At 55.3% G+C, this 25,664-nt stretch carries 36 protein-coding genes; 6 read left to right on the forward strand and 30 right to left on the reverse strand.

From position 1 onward, the window contains the following. Positions 1-121 precede the first annotated feature (121 nt). The 9 genes from K6R05_RS04415 to K6R05_RS04455 all read right to left on the reverse strand — a co-directional run bounded on the left by K6R05_RS04415 (position 122) and on the right by K6R05_RS04455 (position 7,568). Positions 122-352, reverse strand: a complete 231-nt coding sequence (locus K6R05_RS04415) for an ogr/Delta-like zinc finger family protein (protein ID WP_222925063.1) — start codon at positions 350-352, stop codon at positions 122-124. A gap of 70 nt (positions 353-422) precedes the next feature. Next, positions 423-1,526 carry a phage late control D family protein gene (locus K6R05_RS04420; protein WP_222925064.1) on the reverse strand — a complete coding sequence of 368 codons (1,104 nt, stop codon included), beginning with the start codon at positions 1,524-1,526 and terminating at the stop codon, positions 423-425. Beyond that, positions 1,523-2,008: a phage tail protein gene (locus K6R05_RS04425; protein WP_222925065.1), complete on the reverse strand. Its 486-nt coding sequence runs from the start codon at positions 2,006-2,008 to the stop codon at positions 1,523-1,525. Before K6R05_RS04425 ends, K6R05_RS04420 begins: the two co-directional genes overlap by 4 nt. Further along, a complete protein-coding gene (locus K6R05_RS04430; RefSeq protein WP_222925066.1) occupies positions 2,005-4,710 on the reverse strand; it encodes a phage tail tape measure protein in 2,706 nt (901 codons plus the stop codon). The genes K6R05_RS04425 and K6R05_RS04430 overlap by 4 nt, the downstream gene beginning before the upstream one ends. Next, positions 4,703-4,822, reverse strand: a complete 120-nt coding sequence (locus tag K6R05_RS04435; protein WP_033786692.1) for a GpE family phage tail protein — start codon at positions 4,820-4,822, stop codon at positions 4,703-4,705. The genes K6R05_RS04430 and K6R05_RS04435 overlap by 8 nt, the downstream gene beginning before the upstream one ends. A 14-nt stretch (positions 4,823-4,836) precedes the next feature. Further along, positions 4,837-5,145, reverse strand: coding sequence for a phage tail assembly protein (locus K6R05_RS04440; RefSeq protein WP_222925067.1), 309 nt, complete (start codon positions 5,143-5,145; stop codon positions 4,837-4,839). Between the two features lie 56 nt (positions 5,146-5,201). Then, on the reverse strand, positions 5,202-5,717 hold the full coding sequence (locus tag K6R05_RS04445; RefSeq protein WP_222925068.1) for a phage major tail tube protein: 516 nt from the start codon (positions 5,715-5,717) through the stop codon (positions 5,202-5,204). 12 nt (positions 5,718-5,729) lie between these two features. Beyond that, on the reverse strand, positions 5,730-6,899 hold the full coding sequence (locus K6R05_RS04450) for a phage tail sheath protein (RefSeq protein ID WP_137244586.1): 1,170 nt from the start codon (positions 6,897-6,899) through the stop codon (positions 5,730-5,732). Between the two features lie 45 nt (positions 6,900-6,944). Then, positions 6,945-7,568: a recombinase family protein gene (locus K6R05_RS04455; protein WP_222925069.1), complete on the reverse strand. Its 624-nt coding sequence runs from the start codon at positions 7,566-7,568 to the stop codon at positions 6,945-6,947. 108 nt (positions 7,569-7,676) lie between these two features. On the opposite strand from K6R05_RS04455, the gene K6R05_RS04460 reads away from it, so the two are divergent. After that, the gene (locus tag K6R05_RS04460) at positions 7,677-8,270 is read left to right on the forward strand and encodes a hypothetical protein (RefSeq protein WP_262390893.1); all 594 of its coding nucleotides are present in this window, start codon (positions 7,677-7,679) and stop codon (positions 8,268-8,270) included. Further along, on the forward strand, positions 8,270-8,662 hold the full coding sequence (locus tag K6R05_RS04465; protein ID WP_222925070.1) for a tail fiber assembly protein: 393 nt from the start codon (positions 8,270-8,272) through the stop codon (positions 8,660-8,662). The genes K6R05_RS04460 and K6R05_RS04465 overlap by 1 nt, the downstream gene beginning before the upstream one ends. A 25-nt stretch (positions 8,663-8,687) precedes the next feature. Here K6R05_RS04465 and K6R05_RS04470 read toward each other — a convergent pair whose 3' ends face one another. From K6R05_RS04470 to K6R05_RS04495, 6 genes are read right to left on the reverse strand one after another with little or no spacing between them, the layout of a single operon-like run. Next, positions 8,688-9,089: a tail fiber assembly protein gene (locus K6R05_RS04470; RefSeq protein ID WP_222925071.1), complete on the reverse strand. Its 402-nt coding sequence runs from the start codon at positions 9,087-9,089 to the stop codon at positions 8,688-8,690. Next, positions 9,090-10,049, reverse strand: coding sequence for a phage tail protein (locus K6R05_RS04475; protein ID WP_262390894.1), 960 nt, complete (start codon positions 10,047-10,049; stop codon positions 9,090-9,092). After that, positions 10,046-10,657 (reverse strand): phage tail protein I, encoded by a 612-nt coding sequence (locus tag K6R05_RS04480; protein WP_222925072.1) that lies wholly within the window; start codon positions 10,655-10,657, stop codon positions 10,046-10,048. Before K6R05_RS04480 ends, K6R05_RS04475 begins: the two co-directional genes overlap by 4 nt. Continuing rightward, positions 10,654-11,568, reverse strand: coding sequence for a baseplate J/gp47 family protein (locus K6R05_RS04485; protein WP_222925073.1), 915 nt, complete (start codon positions 11,566-11,568; stop codon positions 10,654-10,656). Before K6R05_RS04485 ends, K6R05_RS04480 begins: the two co-directional genes overlap by 4 nt. Next, positions 11,555-11,911: a GPW/gp25 family protein gene (locus tag K6R05_RS04490; protein WP_222925074.1), complete on the reverse strand. Its 357-nt coding sequence runs from the start codon at positions 11,909-11,911 to the stop codon at positions 11,555-11,557. Before K6R05_RS04490 ends, K6R05_RS04485 begins: the two co-directional genes overlap by 14 nt. After that, positions 11,908-12,486: a phage baseplate assembly protein V gene (locus tag K6R05_RS04495; RefSeq protein WP_222925075.1), complete on the reverse strand. Its 579-nt coding sequence runs from the start codon at positions 12,484-12,486 to the stop codon at positions 11,908-11,910. The genes K6R05_RS04490 and K6R05_RS04495 overlap by 4 nt, the downstream gene beginning before the upstream one ends. Positions 12,487-12,592: 106 nt before the next feature. On the opposite strand from K6R05_RS04495, the gene K6R05_RS04500 reads away from it, so the two are divergent. Together K6R05_RS04500 and K6R05_RS04505 are read left to right on the forward strand one after the other, a co-directional pair. Continuing rightward, positions 12,593-13,495 carry an endonuclease/exonuclease/phosphatase family protein gene (locus K6R05_RS04500; protein WP_222925076.1) on the forward strand — a complete coding sequence of 301 codons (903 nt, stop codon included), beginning with the start codon at positions 12,593-12,595 and terminating at the stop codon, positions 13,493-13,495. Continuing rightward, positions 13,492-14,034 (forward strand): hypothetical protein, encoded by a 543-nt coding sequence (locus K6R05_RS04505; RefSeq protein WP_222925077.1) that lies wholly within the window; start codon positions 13,492-13,494, stop codon positions 14,032-14,034. The genes K6R05_RS04500 and K6R05_RS04505 overlap by 4 nt, the downstream gene beginning before the upstream one ends. Positions 14,035-14,098: 64 nt before the next feature. Here the strand turns inward: K6R05_RS04505 and K6R05_RS04510 are convergent, their stop codons facing one another. The 12 genes from K6R05_RS04510 to K6R05_RS04560 all read right to left on the reverse strand — a co-directional run bounded on the left by K6R05_RS04510 (position 14,099) and on the right by K6R05_RS04560 (position 20,106). Next, on the reverse strand, positions 14,099-14,557 hold the full coding sequence (locus tag K6R05_RS04510) for a phage virion morphogenesis protein (protein WP_222925078.1): 459 nt from the start codon (positions 14,555-14,557) through the stop codon (positions 14,099-14,101). Next, positions 14,550-14,981 (reverse strand): phage tail protein, encoded by a 432-nt coding sequence (locus K6R05_RS04515; protein WP_222925079.1) that lies wholly within the window; start codon positions 14,979-14,981, stop codon positions 14,550-14,552. Before K6R05_RS04515 ends, K6R05_RS04510 begins: the two co-directional genes overlap by 8 nt. After that, positions 14,944-15,186, reverse strand: a complete 243-nt coding sequence (gene lysC, locus K6R05_RS22055; protein ID WP_262390895.1) for an Rz1-like lysis system protein LysC — start codon at positions 15,184-15,186, stop codon at positions 14,944-14,946. Before lysC ends, K6R05_RS04515 begins: the two co-directional genes overlap by 38 nt. Further along, complete coding sequence (lysB, locus tag K6R05_RS04520; RefSeq protein ID WP_222925080.1) at positions 15,077-15,505, reverse strand: Rz-like lysis system protein LysB; 429 nt, start codon at positions 15,503-15,505, stop codon at positions 15,077-15,079. The genes lysC and lysB overlap by 110 nt, the downstream gene beginning before the upstream one ends. Continuing rightward, positions 15,502-15,876, reverse strand: coding sequence for a DNZ54_00345 family protein (locus K6R05_RS04525; protein ID WP_222925081.1), 375 nt, complete (start codon positions 15,874-15,876; stop codon positions 15,502-15,504). Before K6R05_RS04525 ends, lysB begins: the two co-directional genes overlap by 4 nt. A 1-nt stretch (position 15,877) precedes the next feature. Continuing rightward, positions 15,878-16,387, reverse strand: coding sequence for a lysozyme (locus K6R05_RS04530; protein WP_222925082.1), 510 nt, complete (start codon positions 16,385-16,387; stop codon positions 15,878-15,880). Continuing rightward, a complete protein-coding gene (locus tag K6R05_RS04535; RefSeq protein ID WP_191942352.1) occupies positions 16,368-16,580 on the reverse strand; it encodes a phage holin family protein in 213 nt (70 codons plus the stop codon). The genes K6R05_RS04530 and K6R05_RS04535 overlap by 20 nt, the downstream gene beginning before the upstream one ends. Before the next feature lie 3 nt (positions 16,581-16,583). Next, on the reverse strand, positions 16,584-16,787 hold the full coding sequence (locus tag K6R05_RS04540; RefSeq protein ID WP_033786650.1) for a tail protein X: 204 nt from the start codon (positions 16,785-16,787) through the stop codon (positions 16,584-16,586). Then, positions 16,787-17,251, reverse strand: coding sequence for a head completion/stabilization protein (locus K6R05_RS04545; protein ID WP_222925083.1), 465 nt, complete (start codon positions 17,249-17,251; stop codon positions 16,787-16,789). The genes K6R05_RS04540 and K6R05_RS04545 overlap by 1 nt, the downstream gene beginning before the upstream one ends. Positions 17,252-17,350: 99 nt before the next feature. Next, a complete protein-coding gene (gene gpM / locus K6R05_RS04550; protein ID WP_222925084.1) occupies positions 17,351-17,995 on the reverse strand; it encodes a phage terminase small subunit in 645 nt (214 codons plus the stop codon). 3 nt (positions 17,996-17,998) lie between these two features. Then, the gene (locus K6R05_RS04555) at positions 17,999-19,204 is read right to left on the reverse strand and encodes a phage major capsid protein, P2 family (RefSeq protein ID WP_222925085.1); all 1,206 of its coding nucleotides are present in this window, start codon (positions 19,202-19,204) and stop codon (positions 17,999-18,001) included. A gap of 44 nt (positions 19,205-19,248) precedes the next feature. Continuing rightward, positions 19,249-20,106: a GPO family capsid scaffolding protein gene (locus K6R05_RS04560; RefSeq protein WP_222925086.1), complete on the reverse strand. Its 858-nt coding sequence runs from the start codon at positions 20,104-20,106 to the stop codon at positions 19,249-19,251. Positions 20,107-20,248: 142 nt separating this feature from the next. Between K6R05_RS04560 and K6R05_RS04565 the strand changes: the two genes are divergently transcribed. After that, a complete protein-coding gene (locus K6R05_RS04565; protein WP_222925455.1) occupies positions 20,249-22,015 on the forward strand; it encodes a terminase ATPase subunit family protein in 1,767 nt (588 codons plus the stop codon). Next, a complete protein-coding gene (locus tag K6R05_RS04570) occupies positions 22,015-23,049 on the forward strand; it encodes a phage portal protein (RefSeq protein ID WP_222925087.1) in 1,035 nt (344 codons plus the stop codon). The genes K6R05_RS04565 and K6R05_RS04570 overlap by 1 nt, the downstream gene beginning before the upstream one ends. Positions 23,050-23,088: 39 nt before the next feature. On the opposite strand, the gene gapS1 is transcribed toward K6R05_RS04570, so the two are convergent. The 3 genes from gapS1 to K6R05_RS04585 all read right to left on the reverse strand — a co-directional run bounded on the left by gapS1 (position 23,089) and on the right by K6R05_RS04585 (position 25,503). Then, the gene (gapS1, locus tag K6R05_RS04575; protein ID WP_222925088.1) at positions 23,089-24,675 is read right to left on the reverse strand and encodes a GapS1 family protein; all 1,587 of its coding nucleotides are present in this window, start codon (positions 24,673-24,675) and stop codon (positions 23,089-23,091) included. A gap of 276 nt (positions 24,676-24,951) precedes the next feature. Next, positions 24,952-25,218, reverse strand: a complete 267-nt coding sequence (locus K6R05_RS04580; RefSeq protein WP_222925089.1) for a hypothetical protein — start codon at positions 25,216-25,218, stop codon at positions 24,952-24,954. Between the two features lie 99 nt (positions 25,219-25,317). Further along, positions 25,318-25,503 (reverse strand): hypothetical protein, encoded by a 186-nt coding sequence (locus K6R05_RS04585; protein ID WP_064690404.1) that lies wholly within the window; start codon positions 25,501-25,503, stop codon positions 25,318-25,320. Positions 25,504-25,664: the final 161 nt, after the last annotated feature.

The following is a 25,664-nucleotide window of genomic DNA, read 5'->3' on the forward strand; positions in this document are numbered from 1 at the left end:
TTAATAGCAAACAAGGGGTTGGCGTGATGCCAGCCCCTTTTTTTATTGTCTTGTCCACGGATTGGCTACGCAGATTTATTTTGTAGTCAAATGTAGGCATTAAAAAACCCGCCGAAGCGGGTTAGAGCCAGAGTTGGCCTTGGGACGTTTTGGCGCCTCCACGGGCAGGGTGGGGCGGTACGGGATTTACTCTACCTGGACACATGATTATATCAGTTACAGTTTCTAAGGATTTGAAAGTACATCCGCAGTTGATGTTCTGGCACTGGTTGTATCGTTCTTTTGTGTTCTCAGAGAGCACAACACTGCTGCGTGTATGTGCAGCGTGAGAGCACTTTGGACAATTCATCATTTAGGATTCGCCCTGTTGAATATTTAACTTGATCATACCTATTGATTACCCAAAAGGATAATAAATATTACTATTGCAAGATTGAGTCCTCGATTTTAACTTCCAGTTCGATGCTGGTCGTATATCCGCTGTCAGCGCTCAGGCTGTGCGTCAACGTTGTGATGATCCATTCCCCCGCATCTACCTGCTGTTTGAAGCCACTTACCTTCACCGGCATTTCCGTGTATAGCTCTGCGCATCCCTTCGCCAGCTGGATTGAGAACGTTGCTACACCACGCTGCAGGCGTTCCCACTGCATTTTGGCCGCCCGTTCGGCGTTGCCCCTGTTCGCGTAAGTGCGGCTCAGTACCAGCACGTTTTCATCAGTGCCGATCAGGTAATCTCCCTGCTTCGCCTCCGGTTCTTTCTTCTTCTTCGCCGTGGTTTTACGTCGCCTGCGCTTCACCTTCGCTACAGGCTTTTTTGCCGGTTCGCGGGTGTGGAGCCAACTGGCGATCACGCCGGTGTAGGCATCGCGGTCCGCAAGGGTGAAGCGGTGGCTGTCTCCGTCCCTGCGCTGAAGGGTGATTACTGGAAGCGCCTTGCCGCTTGCCGTTTTACCCTGACCCTGTCGGATAAAAAGCAAATTACCGTCCTTGACGCAAGCCACTGCGCCGCACTGTTTAGCCAGGCGCATCAGAAAGCTGGCGTCTGATTCGTTGGTCTGATCAAGGTGATCAATTTCTGCGGCGGCCATGTCTTCACCCATTGCCGCCTTTAGCTTATGGCGTCCGGCGATGTCCCGGACAATTTCGCCTGCAGTGGTTTTGTGCCAGGACTTCTCCCGCTTCGTGTTTAGCGTCTGCCGGAAGTCCGCGCTGCGCGCCCTCAGCGTCAGCCGGTCAGGTGTGCCGCTGTGCTCGATTTCGTCAACCGTATAGCTGCCTTTCGGAAAAAGTGCCTCTCCCTGCCAGCCCAGCGACAGTGAAAGCACGACGCCCCGGCGTGGCAGCTGCAGCTGGCAGTCCGCGTCGTCCAGTTCAATGTCCAGCTGATCCGCCTCAAAGCCCCGGTTATCAGTGAGCGTCAGGCTCAGCAGGCGCTTTTCCAGCTTCTGCGTGATGTCTGCCCCGTCCATCGTCAGACGGAATGCGGGGGAATTTTGCTGGCCGTTAATCCAGGGGCTGGTCATCATGAGAATAACCCTCCGGCAGCGGCGCTCACCTTCCCGGCAGCGCTAACTGCTGCGCCCTGCATCGCAGACAGCTGATCGCTGAGGCTGCCGAACATTTCCCCCAGTGATTCATCGGTGCGCTTCAGCGTCAGCGTGAATTCAATGCGGCGGCACACGCCGCTGCTGAAGAATTCCGCTTTGGTCTGACTCAGGCTTTCAATCACGAACATGCCGTAAATTGTCCCGCTGCCCTCAATAAGCGGCCACGCGCGGCCCAGCTCCGCAATCTGTTCCAGCGCAAACAGCGACAGCCTGCCGCCAGTAATCTCCGGCAGCAGCACACCGGAAAGCGTCAGCGTGTCATTGTCCGGGCCTAAGAACTGCAGCGACGGCCTCACCCCAACGCAGCTGTTTGACGGAAAGCGCCAGCTGCGCTGATACTGCAGTTCCTGATAGGGCACCGTCCTGAGCATGAAAACAAATAAGCCCAGCGTCATCATCATCCCTCAAATCCTCCTCTGTCACTGTAACTGCTGCGGGCGCGTGCTTGCGCCTGTCGCTCTTTTGCCTCAAGCCTGCGCATCACCTCATCAACCAGATCCTGCTGGCTCTGCCCCGGCTGCTGCACGATGGTGAAGGAGGCGTGAATCTGCGGCGCAGTTCCCTGTTTAGCACTGCCACTCATGCGCGGTGCTTCCTGCCTGTACGCCTGAACTGGCAGGCTGAGCGGGTGCAGCGGCTTTACCTCCGCCGTCGCTCCGGCACCGCCCAGCGTCAGCGCAGCCAGTGCTGCCAGCCGTGCAGTGCTCCGGCGGCTGGTCACGTTCGCCGGACCGCTGACCAGTTCCGGCCCGTTTTCACCGGCAACACCGAACTGCCCGGACGGAATAAAGCCGCCGCTGTCGTACATGCCCGCAAATCCGGGGAACCCGCCCGGCGGCAGGGATACACCGCCGCCCGTTTTTACTGTCGCCAGTCGCGGCAGCTGCGGCCCGCCGGTCTTATCGCCGCCCGGCTTCAGAAAGTCCGGCAGGTAGTCGGTCAGGGACGACAGCTTGTTTTTAATCGCATCCCATTTCTGGCTGATGCCCGCCATCAGGCCGTCAATCATCTGTGAACCTGCTTCCTGAAAACGCGCGGGCAGCGCCTTCGCGTCGGCGACAATCTCCCCCCACTTTGTGCTGATGTAGGTGCGGATCGCGGTCCAGATACTGCTGACCTTTGTGCTGATAGCTTCCCAGATGGCGGCAAGTTTCGGTCCCAGCGTGTCCCAGTTCTGCCAGATAAGCAGCGCCCCGGCGGCAATCAGCCCGATAACGGCCAGAATCGGGTTTGCCATCATCAGCCGTCCCAGCCACAGCACGCCGTTACCCACGAAGCCGATGGCACTTTTAATCAGCCCAAAGGAGCTAAAGGCTTTTATCCCCAGCACGTTAAAGCTGAACCTGAGCAAAGCAAGCGGTCCAAAAAAAGCCGCGAGGCTCACCAGAAAAGCCCCGGCACCCAGCACAAGTAATGAGAGAACAGCGGCAGTCTTAACCAGCGTTCCGGCCAGCTCCTTGTTATTTTCCACCCAGCGACGGGTCACACCGGTGACTTTCTTCACCATGTTCATGATGTCCATCAGAGGCGTGCGCAGCGAATCGCCCAGGCCGCTCATGGTGTTGGAAACGCCGGTTTTGGTCAGCATCCACTGTGCAGAAAGCGAGTCCTTATTGATGTCCGACTCTTTCTGCATGGAGCCTTTCGCCCCGTCGCCCTGCGTCAGCTGCAGCTGACGCCTCAGCTCCGGCATGTTGTTAGCGAGTTTGGCCGCATCCTTGCCATACTCCTTGCCGAAAACCATCATCATAGCCGTCAGGCGTTTGTCTTTCGGCAGGTTGTTGACCTTTTCCAGCACGCGCTGGATGGTGCCCATGGCGTCCGTGGTCATCTGCTTTTCAATCTTCGCCGGGTCCAGTTTCAGCAGATCCATGCCGTCCATAAACCGGTCGCTCTGCATGGTGGCTACGGACAGCTCGCGCACCATGGCGTTCGCTGCACTGGCGGCGGTTTCCGACGTCGCGCCCAGGCTGAGGAATGTCGAACCAAGCGCGGCCGCTTTGCGGTAGTCCAGCCTGTCAGCCACGCCGCCCATGCGCTGCAGCACGTCGATGATGTCTGAACCTTTGGACATGGCGTTATCGTCCAGGTAGTTCAGCGCGTCGCCCAGCTGCTCGATGTTGCGCGTAGGGATCTTGTACAGCTGCGCAATCTTGCCCAGCCCTTCGGCCAGCTCACCGGCAGGCAGCTCAAACGCGGTGGACGCCTTCGCCGCCGTGGTGGCAAAGGCCATCAGGTCGCGTTTCTGGTCCTCATAGGAGTCGTTCTGGTTCGTCACGCCCATGCGCGCGCCGCCCTCAACCAGCGCGGCGTAGTCAATCGCGCCGTTTTCCATCGGCAGCTGCTCACTGGCGGCCTTGATGGCGGCCTGCATGTCATAGAACTGTTTTGTGCGGTTTCCTTTGTCGTCGCGCAGCCCGTTAACCTGCTTTGCCACGCCTTTCATGGCGTCTTCCATTGCCGCTGAAGATTTCACGGCGGCCAGTACCGGCGCACCCATTGCCAGCCCGGCGGCAGACGTTGCCGCTCCCGCACCGGCCACGCGATCGCGCACCTCAAGCGATCGGGAATATCGCTCACGTACCGCGCTCAGCTTTGCCTGCCGTTCTCCCAGCTTTTTAAGCGACTGCTGCTGCCGGTCAATGGCGGCGCGCGCCTCGTCAGACTGACTTTTAAGTTCGCGCTGTGCCTGGCTCAGTTTCTTCGTGTCGATACCGGCAGCGCCCAGCGCCTCACGCTGACGCTGCACCGACAGGCGCAGCCCGTTGTAAGTCTGCTGCAGCTGGCTGGCGCGGTTTTTTGCCTGCTCCAGCACGCGGGCCTGTGCAGCTGTGGGCCTGTTTGTTTCCGTAAACTGCACGGCCAGCCGGGCCGCTTCTTCGCGGGCGGCTTTAAGGTTATTCGCGGTGATGGCAAGCTGTGAGCGGGTCTTGCGAAAGCCGTCGATACGCCCGGCCTGTGCGTCCAGCTCTTTAAGGGTGTTGCGGGTGTCTCGCAGCGTGCCAGCCAGCTCCCGTGTGCTGTCGCGGGCGCTGCGGAAGGGGCGCGTCAGCTTATCGACTGCGCCCAGCACGACCTGCAAACGCAGATTTTTATCACTCATCGCTGGCCCTGTGTCGCAGGATTGCTTTGTGCCGCCACTCCAGAACTTCCGTCAGCGTCATGGACTCGGTAACGGAGGGCGGCCAGTGAAAGACGGTAGCGATATCCGCCACCAGATCGTCTACCGTCAGGCCGTCGCTAAATCCGACAGGACCGACTTCTTCAGCAAAAAAGTGACCACCTCTACCGACAGGCTCACCAGATCGGCGGGGTCCATTTCGTTGATTTCCGCCGTGGTCAGGGCCGGGGTTGTGATACGCGGCAGCACGGTGATCAGTGCGTTCACGTCCATGTCCAGCAGCGCCTGCAGGCGGGTGCCCCGCAGCGCACCGGACTGCGGCTTGCGCACGGTGACGGAGGTGATTTCAGTTTTGCCGCGCAGGATCGGGGTATCCAGCTCGACGACTTTTTCATTTGGAGCGGTTTTATTAGTCATGATGCTTTTCCATTAAAAAGAGAGATAAGCGGCAGGCGCGCGGCCTGCCGGTGTAATTACAGGCCCAGCGCGTTGCGGTGCGCTTCCATCAGGTCCTTTCCATCCACGATGTGGATCATGTTCACGATGTCGATCTCATAAACCACTTCGCCGTTAATGGTCAGCTTTGCGTAGCTGTTGGTTGCGGACACTTTGGTGGTGCTGGATTCACCGGTTTTCCATTCGCCTGAGTCCAGCTCCTTATAGCGTCCGCGCGTGACCAGCTCGACCGCCTGCACTTCACCGGTATCGTCGCGCTGAATGGAGCCGGTATAGCGCAGCTGGATGCCGTCCACGGTTTCGGTACCAAGCTGCTTAAACAGCAGGGCTTCAGTGCCGCCTACGGTAAACTCCGTATCCAGCGCACCATCATCCAGGCCCATGTCGATGTCCACCGCACCGGCCATGCCACCGCCGCGATATTTTTCGAACTTACGGGTGACTTTCGGCAGCGTCACGGACTCAACCAGCCCCTGCCAGTTGTTACCTGCATTGAACACGTTCAGGTGCTTGAGTTTGCGGGGTAATGCCATCTCTCCTTCTCCTTATGCGCTGACGCGGCTGCTGAAATCGACCAGGTACTGGTCAGTGATGCGCTGGCGCAGCAGCAGGTTTTCTAGTGGCGGCACCGGCGTATAGTCGTAATCGATCAGCAGCTTGCCCGCCTTAAGCGTGTCCTTATCGTTCACGCTCTCGTCCAGCCAGCAGTCCGCGCCAATCAGATAGCCCTGATTCACCAGGCTGCGCAGTTTCGCGCGGATGCTTTCGATGATGTCACGGGCCAGTGACGGGTTCAGCGCGCCGTCAACGGACCACATCTGCGCTTCAGCCATCGTGTCCATGAGCACCTGCGCCGTGCGGGTGTAACACTCAAACTGAAAGAGCGCGTCATCACTGAGGCAGCGGGAACCCCAGAAGCGGAAGCCGTCTTTGCGGATCAGCGTGGTCACGTCGTTCTGGTTCAGCAGGCCCGCATCAGTGGCCGGATCCTGCAGGTCCCAGAAGACGTCTTTTGAAATCCCGGTGACGCCGTTCACGCCCACGTTTGACAGGGATTTATGCCAGCCGGTCTGCTCGTCGATTTTGGCACGCAGGCCCAGCGCGCGGGCGGTAGCGTAGGCCGTTGCGTCCGCTTTCAGCACGGTGTCAAAACTGATGAAGTCAGGCCAGATCAGCATCCCTTCGCGCTGGCTGAAGTTGCTGCGGTAGGCAATCGCCTCTTCAACGCTCTTGCAGCCATACGCGGACAGGTAGGCAAAGCCGCGCAGGCTCTGCGCCACGCTCAGCAGCTCGGTGGCGACGGCTTTTGTGTCGTGCCCCGGTACGCCCAGAATGCGGGGCTTTACGCCGCACACGGACTGCGCGGCCAGCAGCGCCTTCATGCCGGTGCGCTGGCCATCGGTCACGCCGCCGATGATGTTAGCTGTGGTTTCCGCTTCAGTTTCTCCCTGCGGCACGCGCACAACGACGGTGACGGGTTTCGACTGGTCCGCGATGGCGTCCAGTGAACGGGCCAGCGTACCTGATTCCCCGGCCTTGCCGCTGGCGGTGAGTACGTCGGTTAACAGCACCGGACGATTAAGCGGGAAGGTGGCCGCGTCGGCGTCGTCGCCGGTGCAGACCAGCCCGACAATCGCGGTGCTGACGGTGGTGATGGTTCGGGTGCCCTCGTTGATTTCCTCAACGCGCACGCCGTGGTGATAATCCTGTGCCATGTGGCGGTTCTCCTGTGAAGGGGTTCCGCTATGGTCTATGGTCCGCTATGACGAGGCACGCGCTGGCTGTTGTGCCATACCTGACACAACAGGCGCGCCGTTTTCACGCAGAGTTTTCTGTTCCGGGGCGGGGATATAGCGGTAAAGCGTCTTCACTGACACGTCCAGCACCAGTGACACCTGCAGCAGCGTTGCGCCCTGCGCCAGCATCCGCCGGGCACGCTCCACCGTTTCCGGCGTCATCTTCCGCCGCCTGCCGCCGATGCGCCCTTTATCACGCGCAGCGGCCAGCCCGGCACGGGTGCGTTCTACGATCAGCTCGCGTTCCATTTCCGCCAGGGCACCCATAACATGGAAGAAAAACCGGCCCATTGGCGTACTGGTATCGATGCTGTCGGTAAGACTGCGAAAATTTACGCCCCGTTCCCGCAGCTCTTCAGTCAGCATGACCAGATGGCGCATACTTCTGCCCAGTCGGTCCAGCTTCCACACAACCAGTGTGTCGCCTGCCTGCAGGCAGCGCAGCGCCTTTTTCAGCCCCGGCCTGTCGCTGGTTTTCCCGCTTATCCTGTCCTCGAAAAGCAGCTCACAATCTGCGCTCTGCAGCGCAATCCGCTGTAAGTCCGTGTTCTGGTCATTTGTTGACACCCTGATGTAGCCAATCAGCACGCTGAGTTCTCCGCAAATGGCCGCAAGTGTGCCAGCGCCGCCCGGCACAGGGCCAGGCGTTTGTTTCTCAGAAACCTCGGTATTAGCGAAAAGTTTTCCGGGCGTTTTATGGGTTGTCAGATTTTCATCACGCCGGGCGCAATCAACTACAACCCCACTAAGGGAACTAAACGTATCAGGATTATCCTGACCGGCGGTGGTGGCAGAGGCTATGGATATCTTGGATGGGGTAATAACTTTACGAGCCGTGGCGCTGGCGGTGGCGCTGGCGGGACGGTCATTGCGTGGCTGGACGTGGACGACACTAAAACATACCCCGGTGTTGTAGGTCGTGGCAGTGATGAAACCCTGTCTGCAACGAGCAGCACATTCAACGGTCTGCTGACGGCAGGCAATGGCGTGAATACTTCATCAGGTGATGCGGGCGGCGCGGGCGGAAAGGCTGTCGGTGGCGATTTGAATATTCAGGGCGGTGACGGCAGTGATGCGCCCGGCCTTATATCGACCGGCACAAACCCTTACCGTGGCGGCTCTGGTGATGGCGGTGTGAGTTACTGGGGCGGAGGCTTCCGAAGCGGGGAAGGTACAGTAACCGGCAAAAGAAACACCTTTGGCGCTGGCGGTAGCGGCTCTACCCGCTCGGATCCCTATATCGGCAGTTACGGCTCTGACGGGGTTATTTACATTGAGGAGTTCAGCTGATGAAAACTTATGCCCGGATTGAAAATCAGTGCGTTGCTGAAATCGTCTCGCTGAATGTGAAGCCTGAAAAACTCTATCATCCGTCACTGGTATGGGTGGATATTACCGCGCTACCCGAACAGCCCGATGTAAATTACCGTTACAGTGACGGCGTGTTTGCGGCCCCGGTTACAGAAGCTGAAAACGCAGTGCTGATTGCAAGCAGCAGGCTGGCTGCTGAAATGGATGAGGCAAACAGGACAATCGCGCCGCTTCAAGATGCAGTTGATATCAGCATTGCAACAGATGCTGAGATAGCCCGCCTGGCAGAGTGGAAGCGTTACCGGGTGGCGCTCAGCCGGATTGATACCAATAAAGCGCCAGACATCGAATGGCCGGTCATGCCGGAATAAGCGAAGCCCGCAATGCGGGCTTTTTTTATGCGGGCTGTTCAGGCCAAATGATATTTTCAACGTCTTTCGTATTAATCCGCATAAGCATGACGCGGTATTTTTTCCAGGCGACAAGCTGGCTTGCCTCATCATCTGTTGCTATCCCCAAATCGCTCGCATCCTGCAGGGGTTGAATGGCCGTATCGGCTTCAGTTCTCAACCTGCTGCGCTTGTCTTCGGCCTGGCTGATAAGTTCTTCTGTTGTTGGCAGCGGCTGATCGGTCAGGCACGGAAGCATGTCAGCACCGCAGGCAATCAGCTTTCCGTCTGCCTGTCCGGCGAGTAAGTCAGCCCATTTTTTATCAGTGATTTTTACGGCATCATCAGGGATAACCAGATTGATGCTGGTATCGTAAAAAGCATTTGCAGATGGTGAATATTTTTTCATTCAGTACCCCAGCGCCAGCCATGTAATTCCCTGAAGAGTTGAGTCAGGGCCTGTATTTGTGAGATCAAAAGAGGATTTATTGCGAAATCCCGCCCCTAAGCCATATTCGCCGGACGACGGTAAAGCCGATCCCTTACAGGCGATCACGACGACACCCGCATTAGGGAATTCAATCGGCAGAACAACGGTTGTGGTTGTTTTCTGTTTAAAGCCGCCAGAACCCCACTGCAGAATCACACCGTTTGGTAGCCGGGTGTAACCATTGCCCGATTTCACAGCGGCGAAGAAACTCATATCAGGCAGCTGATCTGCGCCATTACCGACAGTCTTTTTTGCTGCGTCGCCTAAACCGAGGTTTTTGAGAACGTCAGCAACCAGCCCGGCGTCTTTGATTTCTGCCAGGGCGCTTGCGATCTGCAGGTACTGGCTGTGTGGGTTTTTAGCATCAGTGTGAGTTTTCATTACGCTGTCAGCGTAGGCTTTCACCTCGATCACAGCATCATCAACATATTTACGCGTTGCCAACACCACGGACGGGTCAATCTTAAGGGTGATGGCGTCGGTGCTGTTGATAATCAGGATCATGCGCACGGTCTGCGTGCGGCCACTGCCTTCCTGCAGTGCAGGTTTGTAGGTTTCCGGCGTGTTGCATACCGCGATCAGCGTGCCGTCGGCATCAAAGAGTCCCATTTCTCTGATCCAGAATCCGCCCGAGGTTTCAGGGATCACCTGTTCGGCAATCATCTGGCTGGCGTTGGCCGGGTCAATGCTCAGCGTGTTGATGGCTGCGCGGCGCACCTCGTTAACCAGCTTTGTCTGGCTGGCGTTCGGTGTCGGCAGCGTGCCCCCGCCGTCACCCACGGCCATCTGTGTGATATTCAGTTTCGTGCCGAGTGCGGCAGCGTTGGCAATTTTTGCCGCGCCCAGGTTGGTTACGATTGCATAGTATTTTTGTGTCATGGTCCCACTTCCATCAGATCAATAACGTGAACCGCCGCGCCGCCATAGACTGCGCCGCTAACGGAAATAAGTTCCGGGGTGTACGGGTAAACGGTCAGGTCATCACCGTCATAGCTGGCCGCTGCCATACGTGTTTCGCCACTGACCTGCAGGTTAATTGACATCCCCAGCAGGTGACGGCTGCAGGGCTTCGCATCGCTGATCAGCCGCTCAAGTTCCTGATAGGTTTCTTCAGTAATGCCCTGGTCCTGCACGCCGATGTCCAGCCGGAACGTGCCCGGCGCTTCACCATTTTTCCACCACTCAATAACACGGATCAGGAAGCCGAACGGCTCCACCACGCGGCGGATGGCGCTGATGGTGCCCTTGTGCTGATGAATGTAAAACGCATCGCTCACCACCTGCCGCTTGACGCTTTCCGCCCAGCTCTCGTCCCAGCGGTCCACCGAAAACGCCCAGGCCAGATAGGGCAGAAAGCTCACCGGGCAGGTGGCCGGGTTCCATAAATCGCGCAGCGGCACGCTCAGCCCGGAAATGCCGCTGCAGGTTTCTGCTAGGCGGCGCTCAAGCGCAGACGAACCGGGCGGCATCAGGCTGCTGTTGCTCATGTCACCCCCTGATCGCCCGCCACGGACACATCCGTGCCGGTGCAGTAGCCCGCCTGTGTGCGGTCCATGATGATGTCCTGCGCCGGTTCGGTGATTTCCACCCAGTCCACACCGGCCACGCGCATTACCGCCCCGTAAGACTCACGCCGCACGCTGCGGCCCAGCTTTTTCTGCTCGGTCAGGTAAGCGGCCAGCTTCGCGTTTGCCGCCTCAAGGCAGGGACCGGCGGCCACCCCGTCAAACAGGTGAAGCCTGGCCTTCACGCTGTAGCTGCGGATGGTCGCCCCCTGAACCGTCACCCGGTCGGCTACCGGGCGCACGCTGTCTGCGCTCAGCGCGGTATTCACTGTGGTCAGCAAATCCGCTGCTGCCGTGCCGTCGCCCTCGCGGCTCAGGACGGTGATCAATACCGTCGCCGGTGACGGGCTGGTTGCAGACACGTCCTGCACCCGGCCATCGGCGCTTTTTGCGTGGAACTCATATGCGCCCGTCGGCCCAGCCACGCTCAGCCCCTCAAACGCTTCCGGCACGCGCACGCGCAGATCATCGTCCGATTCCATTACCGCATCCACCGGCGGCACCGCTTCGGGGTTCGCAGGGATAACAGTCAGGCGCTGCACGTTGTTGCGGGCGGCCATCTGGTCCAGATCGCTGCCGATGGAGTAAGCCACCATTACCGCCTGTGCCGCCTCGTTAATGCGCTGGCGCAGTAGAATTTCACGGTAGACGTTCTCCTGCAGGCTTTTAATAATCGGGTCAGATTCCAGCGCCAGCACGCGGCGCATGGCGTCCTGTTCATCCGCCGGATAAAGCGCAACCAGCGCCTCTTTACGCTCTGCCAGCAGCGATTCAAAGTCCGGCACCTCAATAATCTGCGGTGCAGGCAGCTGGGAAAGATCAATTACTGCCACTGCTCACCCCCGTTGGTACAGACATAGCAACCGGCGAGCCGTCATCCCGCTGACCGGTCATTTCAACCACCATAGAGCCGTCAAAGTTGCTGGGAAGATTTACGGTGCTTAGCCTTACGCGAGGTTCCCAGCGGCTGATGGCGATATACACCGCCGCCATTACCTGCAGGCGGATCACGTCGTTCTGCGGCTGGTCAATCAGCACTGACAGCAGCGAACCGTACTCACGCCGGGCGATGCGGCTGCCTTCAGGTGTGATCAGGATGTCGCGCACACTCTGCCGGATGTGATCGATGTCGGTAATACCTTCGCCGGTGTCACGGTTCATGCCGAGGTACATCATTGCGGGCCTCCTGACGTATCGCTGCCACTCTTAACTTTGTTGTGTAAGTGCTTATCAGCAATCACGCCGTTAGAACTCATTGAGCCGCCGCCGTGGGTCACATCGCCGTTCATCGTGGTGTCACCGTTAATCCGTGTCTGGCTGGCCTCTATACCCAGCGCATCGGTAATCAGCTGAATGCCGTCTGCCGCTTCAATGCGCACGCTTCTGATATTTTTTATCAGCAGCTGGCCGGTTTCCGGCTCGTACTGGAACCAGCCGCCGTCCTTAAACACGGTAGTGGTGCCGTCTTCTGAATAGTCGGGCGGCGGGAAGGCTTCGGAATAGATGGCAGGCAGCGCGAAGGCAGTTTCAAGATTGCCGCCAAGGCTCAGCAGCACGACCTGTTCCCCCACGGTGGGCTTCCACCATGTGCGTGTATTACCGGCGCGCAGGGTGAGCCAGTTGACCCAGTTGGTTTCGAGGTCGCCCGTTTTCACCCGGCACAGCCAGTTCACCGGGTCCACTTCGGACACAATGCCGGTGCGGATCAGGTTGGTGATAAGGCGCATAATTTCGGTAAATTGTGTATTCATCAATTCACTTTGTTGAAAAAATGAAATTTTTAAAAGCCTTTGCATTTGTTCTGTGGATGATACAAATTGATTACTAAATCTTAATGCAGATGGAACCCGCATCGAAATGAACCCTGTAGTGTCAAATGGTGAAATTACCTTTATCTTTTGGAACTGTGCGTTAAACCCGCCTAGAGTTAAAAAGATACCCACATTGTCGGATGTAGAATTTGTCATATCCCAAATATCCGAAATAATTAACAGCAGCAATGCTGATGTCATAGTGCTATCTGAGATAACTCACGTGAGCTTTGACCAGTTAGGAAAGGCTGCTGATCCTGAAAAATATGACGCTGAACTATTGAATTTCAAAACCAATCGTAGCATTTTCGATATAGCAATTATTTACAAGAAGGAGATGAAAATATTAGAGGCAGCCCCTCTTATAAAAGAGGTTTATGGAGCTGAGTTGAAGGTGGCAGTAAAAATAAAAATTGAAGAGCCATATCAAAAGCAACCCATCAGTATTTATGCATCCCACTGGCCTAGCTTTAGAACTCCAAACTCAGAGGTATTAAAAACGCACGCGGCAACCGCTCTAAAAATTCAAATTGAGAATGGGTTGGCAAATGATGAAAATATTGTCTGCATGGGTGATTATAATACCGAACCTTTTTCTAGTATTATTTCAGTGAACTTATCAGCAACGAACGACAGGCATAACGTGATAAAAAAACCTCACCATTGGTTATACAATCCTTTCTGGAAATTATTGAATTCAAGATTGTGTTTCGAAAAGTCAGAGGGAAGTCATGATTTAGGCACATGTTTTGGCAGATCTAACCACAGACCGAATTGGGCCACATTTGATCAAATGTTTTTCTCCGCCTCCTTCCTTCGCAACAAAGGCTGGTCTATAATTGAGGAGGATACAGGAAGGTATTTCGATGATTCATTGTTGATACAACTAAGAAAAAACACATCTTCAATTAATCACTTTCCAGTTAAAACTAAGATTAGGTATTTATGATGGTCATGAAAAATAGATTCGACTCTATCCTTGAAAGCGGCCTCGAACAAGCTGATAAAGTTCAAAGCAATCTAAGTGAAATCTATGAGATTTTTAATGAGCTTGATAACTCGATTAAAAAAAAGCTTGGCGGTGAATTTTCTCTTGTTCTCGAAACAACTTCAGGAGCTGAAATTTTCTTCGATATGATCACGAAAAAATTAGATAAGCTTGAAAATTATGAGCTACGTGGTAGTTTAATATTGAAGTCCAATGTTGGTGAGCTAAAGGTATGTAAGTGGCGTAGAACTCAAAATGGCTACCCCCTTACTTTAATAAATGACATGACTCAATATGAATGTTATGAAAAAGATACGCTAATTGAGGCGCTGGGGGATATTTTTTCATCAGGAGCTCTTTGGTTGAAGGTAAAGAAAACCCTAAATTCATCTAATTCTCAAGTTAAAGTATTTAATGCCTCCGCAGCAAGCATTAGTGAAAAAACCATTATCACAACAGATTCTAAAGTTGAAAAAGATGAACACTCCGAACCAGAGTGATAGATATCTTCTTAGCATGTACTTTATTTTCTTTTTTTGTATGTGCTTTTCAATAAATTAGCATTTAAATATTGCCTCTTTCAATAAGCCAGCTAATTAAAATTTTTTCCACTATGTCTTCTGTTGTACCATTTACACCCAGCAGCGGACGTTCAGCATATTTCACCATAGGGCCACGACGGCTTACCCGGTCCCGTAGGCCGTAGTGATGGACGCGGGCCAGCTTCTGAACCCCCGGCACAAAGGCAACCTCAGCGGCGTCCGCGCCAGCCTGCGCCTTCAGATACTTCGCTGTTTTCAGCTTCGCAAACATGCCGCGACGGATGCGGCCCTTTTTGCTGCGTGCGCTGACGCGGCGCGGCTCCCATGCGGTGCCGTCAGGCGAGCGCTGCGCGGTGATGTTTGCCTGCTGAATGCGGCGCACGTCGCGTGCCACCTCGCGCAGCATCTTTTTCCGGGCGGCAGGCTCCAGCTGTGACAGCAGCGCCGCCAGCCATGCATCCACTTCATGTAGCTCAGCCACGTTTCACCGTCCAGACTTCCTCCGACGCGCCCGGCTCGGGCATCGCCTCAATACTGACTTTACCGTCTACAGTGGTTGCTACCACGCGCTCGGTCAGCTTCAGGTCCATACTGATGTCGCAGCGGTCATTCCCCAGAATATCGACTTCAAACGAAAACAGCCTTTCGCGCGCTTCGCTGTTCTGCAGCGCGTCGGGCTGATTTTCCCGCAGCCACAAAAGCACCGGGGCCATCAACAGGTTCTGGTCGCCGGTAAAGTCGGTGATCACCACGTTCAGGGTGTAGCGATACTCCCACGACAGGGACGCGGCGGACGTGGCGACCAACTGGCCGCTGTCCACGAACAGGTGCAGGCGGTCCGGGTTGTCGGCCACATACTGGACCGACTTATTGAGGGCGCTGCGTAAGGACTGCGGCTTGTTCATCGTCTTTTTCCTGACAGCTGATGATGGTATCGACTTTACCGGCACATGCCGCCCAGGCGGCCTCCGTTTCGTCCAGCAGGGCCAGAAGGTCGCCGTTAGTGCGCGGCGCTGCCGGGTCCAGCTGGCAGCGGGTGATTTTCGGACAGCCACTCACGGTAAGATTCACCTCCTGCGAGAGCCGGTCGCTGGCGCAGCCGGACAACATGATCAGGCAAAGCGGTATCGCTCCAGCGGCGAAGGTCTTGATTTTCACGTTTCAGTTCCTCAATCTTTCGCTGCCGGTCGCGCAGCAGCTGGCCGTTGCGTTCGGCGGCGGCGTAAAGCTGCGCCTGCGCCTGGTTGCTGGTCTGCATCAGGATGTTCAGGGCAATCAGCTGGCTGTTTTTCTGGCTCAGCTTTTTGCCTTGGCCCGCAATGGTGGTCTGCTGTACATCAATCCTGCCGTGGGCGCTGCTCAGCCGGTAAGACTGCACGCCGGTAATAACCAGCAGGATCAGCACGATGACTGCCAGTGCGCGCGTCATGCTGCGGCCTGCTTAAGCTCTGGCCTGATCATCCAGCGATAAAACAATGCGTTCAGGCTCATGAGTACCGTCAGCTTCCAGCCCGCTGTCCACATCACCACTGCGATAATTACGCGGTGATACCACCTCAGCGGCACGCGATCAGCCAGCTGCGCAAACCGCAGCAGCCAGGCAAACGTCCGCTTGCGCTCCCTGCCGGTTAGGGTTGCGGCGCAGAACAGCCCGGAAAAGCCGATGAAAGCCCATGAGATGAATTCCGCCCACAGCAGGACCGCCAGCGGATAGCCCGCAAAGCTGCCGTGACTGATACTGACCAGCGTCAGCAGGACCGTGAGTAAAGCCGTAAACCACCATGTTTTAACCATCTGCATTTCAGACTCCTTTAAGGCACCAGGCCAGCTCACGCCCGCGCCGGTTATCCAGCCCCTGATTGAATACGCCTTTCACGTACACCCAGCGCGGCAACTGATAACACGCGTCGCGCCACTGGCCCTTTTTCAGCAACGCCACCATCGTGGAGCCGCAGACGTTGCCGGTGCCAACGTTGAACGCCAGCGACACCAGCGCGTCATAAACCTGCTGCGGCATGGAGACCGCCACGCAGCGCGCCAGTGCCGCCTCAGTGCGTAACACGTTGGTAATGAAATTCCCCGCCGCCTGCCGTTCCGTGATGGATTTACCCGGCACAACGCCGGACGTGTTGCCGATCCCGTCGGTCCACTTTCCCGCGCTGCACTGGTACGGCTGCAGGCGGCAGCCCTCATAGTCGGCAATCAGCCGCAGCCCTTCCACAGAGGTATGCAACAACTGAAAACCGGGCATCGTGGCAGCCAGTGCCAGCACCACGCCAACGGCGCAGCGTTTAACGGTCTGCAGATTCATATTCACTCCGCGTAATGCGCCCGCTTGCCAGCAGCTGATAAGTTTTGTGTTTGTAGTACCAGCTGATAAGCGCCATAAGCAGGCCGATAAGCACACCGGCCACGGTGGACATGTCTTTCAGGTCCATGCCGCCCAGCCACGCCATTACCACCGCAATGCACCAGGTTAAGAAGGTGCTGATTTTTTCCCACATGATTCAGTCCCAAAGCTGGACGGCCTGCACGGTGGCCGTCGCTGTCACGTCCGGCAGCTCCACCTCCAGCCCGTGCGGTAAGAGGGGGCCGTGCTCCGCCAGCCCCGGATTTGCCTGCAGCACCTGTTCCGTCATGCCCTGCGTGCGCCCGTAGTGACGCCAGCAGAGTGCGTCCACCGTGTCATACTGCTGCGCACGCACTTTCATCAGATAAGCTCCACGGTGCAGTGCGGCATGTCCTGCACGCGGCTGACGGCCCAGCGCGCATCGCGCCAGAGATCGCCGCTGGCATCAGTCAGTTCTTCGCCGCGCTTCACGGCGGAGGCGGTGGCGTCAAAATCCTGATAGCGCTCGTTCAGCACCGCGCGGGTCCAGCACCACACCGCATTTTCATAGTGATGCAGCCGTACGCTCACACCGGCCAGCTTCTCAGCCGGAACATCGGCCAAACCGTTATGACCGGCCAGCTCCTGCCGCTCACGCCACGGGTAAAGCTCCGTGTTAACCTCCGCCATCGCGGTCAGTACCACCTGACGCAGACGCTCCGGCGTCACGGTGCCGTCAACGCGCATGACGCTGCGGAACTTCGCCAGATCAACATCGGGCCAGAATGAATTGTTGGGGATGATGTCCGGCGTTCCCGTCGCCTTCTGTGGCGCGATAAATTCCATTGCTCTGTTACTCCTGAATAGGTGGGCGGTGGACGGGGTTTTGATGCGGCGCTGCCTGTCGCCACCCCGTGCCGCCCCGCGCGTGGGCACGTCCGGTTATCAGCTGGCGTTACGGATTTTCCGCTCCAGCTGCTCAATGTCTTTTTTAACGCCGCATTTCTCATCCAGCTGCAGGGCGCGCTTCAGATGGTTCAGCGCGGACGCGGGGCTGCTTTCCGTCAGCACCCAGCCAATGGACTTGTGCAGACGGGCGCGTGACTGATCGGGCATGTCGTGTGCGTCGACGACCTCCAGTGCCTCCAGCAGCAGGGCCGGATCAAACGGCATCTTTGCTAGGATGGCGGCCTTTGCCGCGTCGGCAATTTCTTCGGCCAGCACCGTCGCCGTGGTGCGTTGTCCCAGCGGCATCGCCCAGCAGTGCTTCAGTGCGTGACGGCCAATCGCCAGCGCACCGGCATAGTCACCGGCGTCAACGCGCCACAGCATCACGTACATCAGTACGTCGTCCTGCTGCGCGCCGTCAGCACTCAGCACGCCCTCAGCCCAGGCGGCGTACTTTGGCAACACCTCCACCTTGATTTCAGCCTTACGGACGTTGGACTGAATGCCCTTGAGGCGGCGGCGGTCTTCGTTCAGCTGCAGCAGCATCAGGTCATAGCCCTTTGTGCTGCGGCCACTGCCGCCCGACCGGGCGGCCTCCTGTGCCTGAATAAAGCGTGTATGTGCGCGGAAAGGGTTAGTCACGGGTTACGCTCCGCCTTTGCTGCCATCACCGGCATCACCGGCATCACCGGTCTGCGTGGTGTCCGCGCTGGCGGCTGAACTGCCCGCGCCGGTCATGGTCTTGACCACGCTGGCCGCCACGGCGGCGATACGTGCAATTTCCGCTTCGCTCATTTCGCCCGGTGCTTTTTCTGGCTCCTGCTCCAGCAGCTCGATGTTCTCTACCAGGCAGGTGCAGTCGTAGTCCTCGACCACGTAAGCCTCGTTAACCGACTCAAGGTTTTCGATGCGGTCACGTTTCGGGTTGTCGATGATAGAACGGCGGCGCGTCTCTTCCTGCCAGTAGATGGACAGGTTATCCAGGCGGGTGATCAGCAGCGCATTGGCCGGGAAGTACGGCGCGCGCACCGCCTGCAGGCCACCGATGCGCTTCTGGCTGATGATAAGATCAGCGGCCAGTGCTTCGGTGTTGGGCTGGCTCTGATTGACCAGCGGGAAATACTTGTCAGCCAGCAGCTGGCGTCCGCAGATCACCACCAGTTCGGTGTCGTCTTGGTACTGCACGCCGATTTTTTCCGATACCGCACCCATCACCACCGCGTCCAGGTTACGGAACAGGCCGTTTTTACCCACGGTGATTTTGTCCGACACCACTTTGCCGTCGTCACCGATGTGCTGACCCAGCACCTGCGCGGGTTTTTCCTGACGGATTTTTTCCAGCCAGCCAATGTTTACATCCTGCAGCAGCGGGTTCTGTACACGGTTGGAGGTTTTTTCACGCTTCAGGCCGTTGAAGCCGATCATGATGCGGTCCAGCGCCTGACGCTTCACGATGGCGTCACGGATGCGCACCTGGAAATCGCTGAACTTCGCCCACATGTCCAGCTTTGAATAAGGCAGCGCCGTGTCAAAGTTAGTCTGGGTGCATTTGTAGCCGTCGCCGTCAATGTAGGTCGGATCGGTCGGCTCACGCTCTTTCTGGGTGGTGTCGGTGGTGCCTGCAATGGTGGTGCCGATCCCCAGCCCCAGCCGCTCGCCGCTCTGCTCACTGACCGGCATGATGTTGATGGCCTGCAGGAACGCGGACGACTCCTGAATTTTGCTTTCCAGCGTCTGCGACACGGACGGCTCAATGGTGAATTTGCTGTTCAGCGCGGACAGGTCAATCTTGTTGATTTCTGCCAGCACCGACATGTAAGCATTCAGCTTAAAACGGGTTGTATTTTTCATCGCTTCGCTTTCTCTGTTCGTTAAAAAGGTTTGCCGCCGCTGTATCAGCAGTCGGTGCGCACTTCGCCGCCGCTGCCATTACCCTGCGTGCGCGGGCGGACCTGCTGACGGCCATCTTCCCGGCTCAGCTGCTGCTGCAGTTCGGTGAAGTCCGCCTGCAGCTGTTCGCGCTTCAGCACTTCCTCACCCAGCGCACTGCTGAAATGTGATTTCAGGCTGTCGGCCTGTTCGCTCAGCGCCGTTTCAATGCGCGCGCTCAGGTCCTGCTGCTCGGTGGCAATCAGCTCAACGGCTTGATGCACGTCACTGAAGCGGGCCGCGTCGGTCTGCTGCTGTTTACTGAACATCGCCTTGATGCGGGTAAACAGGGTGGGTTTTACGTCGGCCACCTCCTCAAACTCGATCAGGGTTTCTTCAGCGGCAGAGAAAACGTTATCAGGATGCTGCTTGCGGTTTGCCAGCGGGTTCGCCCCGGCGCTGGCGCTGAACTGCAGCATTTCCGTGCCGAGGCTGGCCGGATCGTCGGTCACGGCCAGGCCAATCAGATAGGCCGCGCCGGTATCCGCGAATTCCGGGCGGATTTCCATTGAGGTAAAGATTTTCTGCATGGTGCCGGTCAGCGTGACCAGCTCGTCAGTCGGGTTGATCAGGGCATACAGCCCCAGCCTGCCTTTCAGCGGGCCGTCGCTGATTTCTTCGGCGTCCAGCGATTCCACTACGCCAAAGCGGCGAAACGGGCTGTCAGGCGTGTAGCCCTTGATGTGCTCCATGTTGATCACGGCGGTGTACAGCTCAGGGCTGTAATTTGCCGCCATCTGCTCAAGCCAGCTGCGCTCGATGGTGCGCCCGTCCGTGGTGGCACCTTCCACCCCGATACGAAAACGCTTTGCTTTCTTTGCCATTGTCCAGGCTCCGGTCAGTAAAACTCTGTGAGGCCCTATGGTTGCGGTGGCAGGGGTATCGAAACAACGCGCGGACGTTGTGCTGGAAACCACACAATGAGGGATGGCGGAAAAGACGGCGGCGGGGCCGTATTTTGGCTGCATGAACATGACACCCGCCCCCGACGACCTCGATCCCCGCAGGCAGGCTTTACTGCTGTACTTTCAGGGATACCGCATCGCCCGCATTGCTGAAATGCTGGGAGAGAAACCCGCAACCGTTCACAGCTGGAAGAAGCGCGATAAGTGGGGCGACTATGGCCCGCTGGATCAGATGCAGCTCACTACCGCCGCGCGCTACACCCAGCTGGTCATGAAGGAGCACAAAGAAGGAAAGGACTATAAAGAGATTGACCTGTTAAGCCGTCAGGCTGTGCAACAGGCTCGCATCGGCAAGTTTACTAATGGCGGCAATGAAGCGGATCTGAATCCCAACGTGGAGAACCGCAACAAAGGTCCGCGCAAGCCCCCGGAAAAGAACCTGTTTAGCGACGAACAGATTGAGAAGCTGCAGGAAGTTTTCCACGGCTCGATGTTCGGCTACCAGCGCCAGTGGTGGGAGGCAGGAAATAAGTATTCGGTCCGCAATCTGCTGAAGTCGCGCCAGATTGGTGCGACCTACTTTTTTGCCCGCGAGGCGCTGATCGATGCGCTGATCACCGGGCGCAATCAGATTTTCTTAAGCGCCAGTAAGGCGCAGGCGCACGTGTTCAAGCAGTACATTATCGAATTTGCCCGCGAGGTGGACGTAGACCTGAAGGGCGATCCGATGACGCTGAGCAACGGCGCGTGCCTGTATTTCTTAGGCACCAACGCCCGCACCGCGCAGAGCTATCACGGCAATCTGTACCTGGATGAATATTTCTGGATACCCAAGTTTCAGGAACTGCAGAAAGTGGCGTCCGGCATGGCGCTGCACAAGAAGTGGCGCGAAACATACTTTTCCACCCCGTCCAGCCTCACGCACAGCGCCTATCCGTTCTGGTCCGGCTCGCAGTTCAACAAGGGCCGGGCCAAAGCGGACAGGGTTGACATCGATCTCAGCCATCAGTCACTGGCCGCCGGCCGCCTCTGCGAAGACGGCCAGTTTCGCCAGATCGTCACCGTTGAAGATGCGGTGCGCGGCGGCTGTGACCTGTTTGACCTGGAGCAGCTGCGCACGCGCTACAGCCCGGAGGACTATCAGAACCTGCTGATGTGCGTCTTTATGGACGATCTGGCGTCGGTGTTCCAGCTGGCCATGCTGCAGAAGTGCATGGTGGACAGCTGGGAAGTCTGGACCGATTTTGAAGCGTTGGCGCTGCGACCGTTCGGCTGGAAAGAGGTCTGGATCGGCTATGACCCGGCGAAGGGAACGCAGAACGGCGACAGCGCCGGATGCGTGGTCATGGCACCGCCTGCTGTGCCGGGCGGCAAGTTCCGCATCCTTGAGCGCCACCAGTGGCGCGGGATGGACTTCAGGGCGCAGGCTGACGCCATCAGAACGCTGACGCAGCAGTATAACGTCACCTATATCGGCATCGATTCCACCGGCGTCGGGCTGGGCGTGTATGAAAACGTCAAAGCGTTTTTCCCGCAGGTGAAGGAGTTTGTTTATAACCCGAACGTTAAAAACGCCCTGGTGCTGAAGGCTTACGACACCATCGCCAGCGGGCGGCTGGAATTTGACGCCAGCCACCTCGACATTGCGCAGTCGTTTATGTCTATCCGCAAGGCCACCACGGCCAGCGGCAACCGTCCGACCTATGAAACCAGCCGCAGCGAGGAAGTCAGCCACGGCGATTTAGCCTGGGCGACCATGCACGCGCTGGCAAACGAGCCGCTGCAGGGACAGGCGGCACACACGCAGAACATTGTGGAGATTTATTAATGAGCAAACGCAGGAACCGCACCCGCACGCAGCCCGTGCCGCAGCCGGATAACATGACCAGCGGAGCAGCGTCGGAGGCGTTTACCTTTGGTGACCCGATCCCGGTGCTGGACCGCCGCGAACTGCTGGATTACGTGGAGTGCGTCATCAATGATCGCTGGTATGAACCGCCCGTGAGCGTTGACGGGCTGGCGCGCACGTTCCGCGCCGCCGTGCATCACAGCTCACCCATCAGCGTAAAATGCAATATTCTGGCTAGCACCTTTATCCCGCACCGCCTGCTGAGTCAGCAGGCGTTCAGCCGCTTTGCGCTGGATTACCTGATTTTCGGCAATGCCTATCTGGAGAAGCGGACCAGTCGTCTCGGTAACGTGCTGAAGCTGGAGCCTTCGCTGGCGAAGTTCACGCGGCGTGGTCTGGATCTGGATACATACTGGTATGCGCACTACGGCATTAATACGGAGCCGTATGAGTTTGAGAAGGGCAGTGTCTTCCACCTGATGGAGCCAGATATCAATCAGGAGATTTACGGCCTGCCGGGCTACCTGTCGGCTATCCCGTCGGCGCTGCTGAATGAGTCGGCTACGCTGTTCCGCCGCAAGTATTACCTCAACGGCAGCCATGCGGGTTTCATCATGTATATGACCGACCCGGCGCAGAGCCAGCAGGACGTGGACAATATCCGCGGTGCCATGAAGAGCGCAAAGGGCCCAGGTAACTTCCGTAACCTGTTTATGTACAGCCCGAACGGGAAAAAGGACGGCATTCAGATCATTCCGCTATCAGAGGTGGCGGCAAAGGACGAATTCCTGAACATTAAGAATGTGAGCCGCGACGACATGCTGGCGGTGCATCGCGTACCGCCGCAGCTGATGGGGATCATCCCGAACAACACCGGCGGATTTGGTGATATTGAAAAGGCCAGTAAGGTGTTTGTACGTAATGAACTTATGCCGCTGCAAAGGCGTTTCAAAGAGTTAAACAGCTGGCTGGGTGAAGATGTCATCAATTTTGAAGAATATATTCTAAATTAAGTATGACGGGGGACTAAGCCCCCGTCATAAAAACATAAATTATGCACGCAGGTAGTTTAGCATTTTCATATATTCCTCTACCTTTCCCTGCCATATTTTACTCCCATCGCCTATCACATCAGTAATGTTGCGAAACAACAAATCACCAGCATCTTTTATTTTTTTTATATCATGTACGCCTTCTGGTAAGAAATCGGCCATATGCATGTCAATGCTGGCTTTTTTTGTCTTAAAAGAAGTGTCGCATTCAGAGCAATAATCTATAAATTGGTTAATGGAAATATTCTTTGCTCTGCACATTCCTAATAGGTGCTCTAAACCATCGATAGTAATATAATAAACGCGACTTAGAGAAATGGGTATACCCCCGTACTCCTGAATGAGTTCCTCGCTCAATGATTGATAAATTAATGACTCAACATCGGTGCCAGTTGAAAGATAGTGGTCTCTATGTACAACTATAATGATGGACTTTTTCTTGCAATCATCAATAAACCCTGCCCTCAAAAGATTAAAAGCAGTGTGCTGCCCCTGAAAGATACCTTTAATAAAGCTGGATTTTAGCCTTTGTCTTAATCGCTCCGGGTCACTAGTGGTTTTAATGTACGGAGCAGGCTCAATAGCCTTGCAGTCTATTAAAGTAAAACCATCATCCTCATGAATCAGAAAATCAACGGATTTACCATCTAACCCGTGAGTTTTATACAGTTTTTTTATGTCATTTTCCCTAATAAAACCATAATCGTAGTGACTAAAGACATCAGCAGTATATGCTTCAAGGGCTGTTCCGAAAGCAACCTTATAATCTTCTTTGAAATGGCTCTTAAGTATTTCCGGCACTAAGTTTACTAATCCTGCTTTCAAGATTTTTTTTGAAAGTACAACCAATCCATCTTCTGCAAGAAATACAGGTTTTCTTAACATAGGGGTGTCTTCATAATATTCAATGGTGAGATTTTTATTTAATTTAAAATCTGCCATGAAATTTCTAAGACCCTCAGGCCTGACGGTAATTAGATCGTAAAACCTTTTAACCTGCTCAATGCCAATCAATGGAACCCAATGAAGAATGAAAAGCTTATGAGGGAAAATCTCAGAGTCAATTCTTTTATTTATTGAGGATAGAATGACGAAGTAGCTCGCCATTCGGTAGTAATTACTAAGGCTGAGTCCTGTAATTTCAAAAAATCTATCATTAAAATATAAGTCATCACCATACCAAATATACTGCCTAATTAGAGATGCATAATTAAACTTGTCTGTGTGCTGATAAAGAAACTGATTTATCATCAGCCTTCTAATACCTAAAACCAAATTATTTTCCGAGTTAAGATTAGATGCTTCCGATTGAAGATCGTAGATTCTATTTACTATTGAAATGAAGTCTGAATAAGACATGCTTTTTGCATCTTTATTTTCTATATTGGAAAACTTCCACTTCAATGCAAGAAAACAACACCATGGGAAATTGGAAGATATTCCAGAATGTTCATCACGAAAAGAATGGAAGTGCCTATAAAAGTTTGTGATAAAGTCGCAATCTTTAAATCTAGCCAGTTTTTTCTTTATGGCATCAACTTTCAGAGAGTAGGAAATAGGAGTTAAAGTTTTTACTCTGATTGACATTTTCCACCTAACTAGTGCTATAAGTGCCTGAGATTTTATTGTAAGCAAGTTATATACGATGATTTTACATTCAAGCTAAAAAAATTGCCCCCTTTAATATACATACCCTCAGCGCGCGCTCGTAGCCCCGCCACGCCTGCCCGCTTTATAGAGTGGTTTTCATGCACCTGCATGACATAAACAAAAGCCCGCCAGTTCTGGCGGTCAAAAGGGTAAACGATCCTTTTGGGATCATGCGGATTCATGCAGCATAGACATGCACTCACCGGCAAAGAGTCAGAACAGGGGCAGGTTGTTATCTGGTTCAGTGCTTTTCGGATCGACCGTAACAGGATTTTTTAGCGACTGCAGATAAAGCAGACCCTGCGAAAGAGAGACTGGAGCTGAAATCTCAAGCCAGAAAACACCATCATAAGTCCGGCCTAACCAGAAGCCGCCGCCGTTCTCTTTTGGCCGCTGAAAGAAAACCAATCCGGCAGGCGCATAATCAGTCAGGGTTTCGCCCCGGTAAACTACTTGGTAATTCGAATCGCTTCCGGCCATAGCCTAACGCCTCGTGGTACTCGTTGTTCAACCTTGCCAGTGCCAAAAATAAATTTTGTCACCAGCAACGTTATCAATATGCCTAGCTGCGAACTCACGCTACTCCGCAGCGTAAAAAATCTCATCGTCGGGGACTTTTTCGCAGCTCGAATGCGCTAACTCAGCGATGATACTCATCGCCAATTTCATGTCAGATTGCTTGCAATTTGCTATGAGCGACACTTCAGCAATGAACTGAACGCAAGCCATCTTACGGTTTATCGGTGCCAAATCTTGAGTGTCCATCTAACCCTCCCTTTACTCTAAATACTGTATAACTATACAGTAGTAGATGCGTTACGAAATGTGAAATGTTTTTTCATTCAATCGGACCTAATCTGAAAGTGAAATGTAAGTCTATCAGTGGTTACAAACTGTTATTTTGATTAGATAAAGCCTTGCTTTCT

It is taken from the genome of Pantoea alfalfae, from assembly GCF_019880205.1.
Classification (GTDB): domain Bacteria; phylum Pseudomonadota; class Gammaproteobacteria; order Enterobacterales; family Enterobacteriaceae; genus Pantoea; species Pantoea alfalfae.

Coding starts and splice junctions, on each gene's coding strand:
- K6R05_RS04585 (WP_064690404.1), bottom strand. CDS start 25,503: ATGGACACTCAAGATTTGGCACCGATAAACCGTAAGATGGCTTGCGTT.
- K6R05_RS04560 (WP_222925086.1), bottom strand. CDS start 20,106: ATGGCAAAGAAAGCAAAGCGTTTTCGTATCGGGGTGGAAGGTGCCACC.
- K6R05_RS04420 (WP_222925064.1), bottom strand. CDS start 1,526: ATGATGACCAGCCCCTGGATTAACGGCCAGCAAAATTCCCCCGCATTC.
- K6R05_RS04555 (WP_222925085.1), bottom strand. CDS start 19,204: ATGAAAAATACAACCCGTTTTAAGCTGAATGCTTACATGTCGGTGCTG.
- K6R05_RS04460 (WP_262390893.1), top strand. CDS start 7,677: ATGGGTTGTCAGATTTTCATCACGCCGGGCGCAATCAACTACAACCCC.
- K6R05_RS04440 (WP_222925067.1), bottom strand. CDS start 5,145: ATGACTAATAAAACCGCTCCAAATGAAAAAGTCGTCGAGCTGGATACC.
- K6R05_RS04475 (WP_262390894.1), bottom strand. CDS start 10,049: ATGACACAAAAATACTATGCAATCGTAACCAACCTGGGCGCGGCAAAA.
- K6R05_RS04565 (WP_222925455.1), top strand. CDS start 20,249: ATGAACATGACACCCGCCCCCGACGACCTCGATCCCCGCAGGCAGGCT.
- K6R05_RS04490 (WP_222925074.1), bottom strand. CDS start 11,911: ATGATGTACCTCGGCATGAACCGTGACACCGGCGAAGGTATTACCGAC.
- K6R05_RS04415 (WP_222925063.1), bottom strand. CDS start 352: ATGATGAATTGTCCAAAGTGCTCTCACGCTGCACATACACGCAGCAGT.
- K6R05_RS04500 (WP_222925076.1), top strand. CDS start 12,593: ATGAACCCTGTAGTGTCAAATGGTGAAATTACCTTTATCTTTTGGAAC.
- K6R05_RS04545 (WP_222925083.1), bottom strand. CDS start 17,251: ATGGAATTTATCGCGCCACAGAAGGCGACGGGAACGCCGGACATCATC.
- K6R05_RS04495 (WP_222925075.1), bottom strand. CDS start 12,486: ATGAATACACAATTTACCGAAATTATGCGCCTTATCACCAACCTGATC.
- K6R05_RS04480 (WP_222925072.1), bottom strand. CDS start 10,657: ATGAGCAACAGCAGCCTGATGCCGCCCGGTTCGTCTGCGCTTGAGCGC.
- gapS1 (WP_222925088.1), bottom strand. CDS start 24,675: ATGTCAATCAGAGTAAAAACTTTAACTCCTATTTCCTACTCTCTGAAA.
- K6R05_RS04515 (WP_222925079.1), bottom strand. CDS start 14,981: ATGAACAAGCCGCAGTCCTTACGCAGCGCCCTCAATAAGTCGGTCCAG.
- lysC (WP_262390895.1), bottom strand. CDS start 15,186: ATGTTGTCCGGCTGCGCCAGCGACCGGCTCTCGCAGGAGGTGAATCTT.
- K6R05_RS04425 (WP_222925065.1), bottom strand. CDS start 2,008: ATGATGATGACGCTGGGCTTATTTGTTTTCATGCTCAGGACGGTGCCC.
- K6R05_RS04450 (WP_137244586.1), bottom strand. CDS start 6,899: ATGGCACAGGATTATCACCACGGCGTGCGCGTTGAGGAAATCAACGAG.
- K6R05_RS04470 (WP_222925071.1), bottom strand. CDS start 9,089: ATGAAAAAATATTCACCATCTGCAAATGCTTTTTACGATACCAGCATC.
- K6R05_RS04540 (WP_033786650.1), bottom strand. CDS start 16,787: ATGAAAGTGCGTGCGCAGCAGTATGACACGGTGGACGCACTCTGCTGG.
- K6R05_RS04430 (WP_222925066.1), bottom strand. CDS start 4,710: ATGAGTGATAAAAATCTGCGTTTGCAGGTCGTGCTGGGCGCAGTCGAT.
- K6R05_RS04570 (WP_222925087.1), top strand. CDS start 22,015: ATGAGCAAACGCAGGAACCGCACCCGCACGCAGCCCGTGCCGCAGCCG.
- K6R05_RS04535 (WP_191942352.1), bottom strand. CDS start 16,580: ATGTGGGAAAAAATCAGCACCTTCTTAACCTGGTGCATTGCGGTGGTA.
- lysB (WP_222925080.1), bottom strand. CDS start 15,505: ATGACGCGCGCACTGGCAGTCATCGTGCTGATCCTGCTGGTTATTACC.
- K6R05_RS04580 (WP_222925089.1), bottom strand. CDS start 25,218: ATGGCCGGAAGCGATTCGAATTACCAAGTAGTTTACCGGGGCGAAACC.
- K6R05_RS04445 (WP_222925068.1), bottom strand. CDS start 5,717: ATGGCATTACCCCGCAAACTCAAGCACCTGAACGTGTTCAATGCAGGT.
- K6R05_RS04465 (WP_222925070.1), top strand. CDS start 8,270: ATGAAAACTTATGCCCGGATTGAAAATCAGTGCGTTGCTGAAATCGTC.
- K6R05_RS04530 (WP_222925082.1), bottom strand. CDS start 16,387: ATGAATCTGCAGACCGTTAAACGCTGCGCCGTTGGCGTGGTGCTGGCA.
- K6R05_RS04525 (WP_222925081.1), bottom strand. CDS start 15,876: ATGCAGATGGTTAAAACATGGTGGTTTACGGCTTTACTCACGGTCCTG.
- K6R05_RS04505 (WP_222925077.1), top strand. CDS start 13,492: ATGATGGTCATGAAAAATAGATTCGACTCTATCCTTGAAAGCGGCCTC.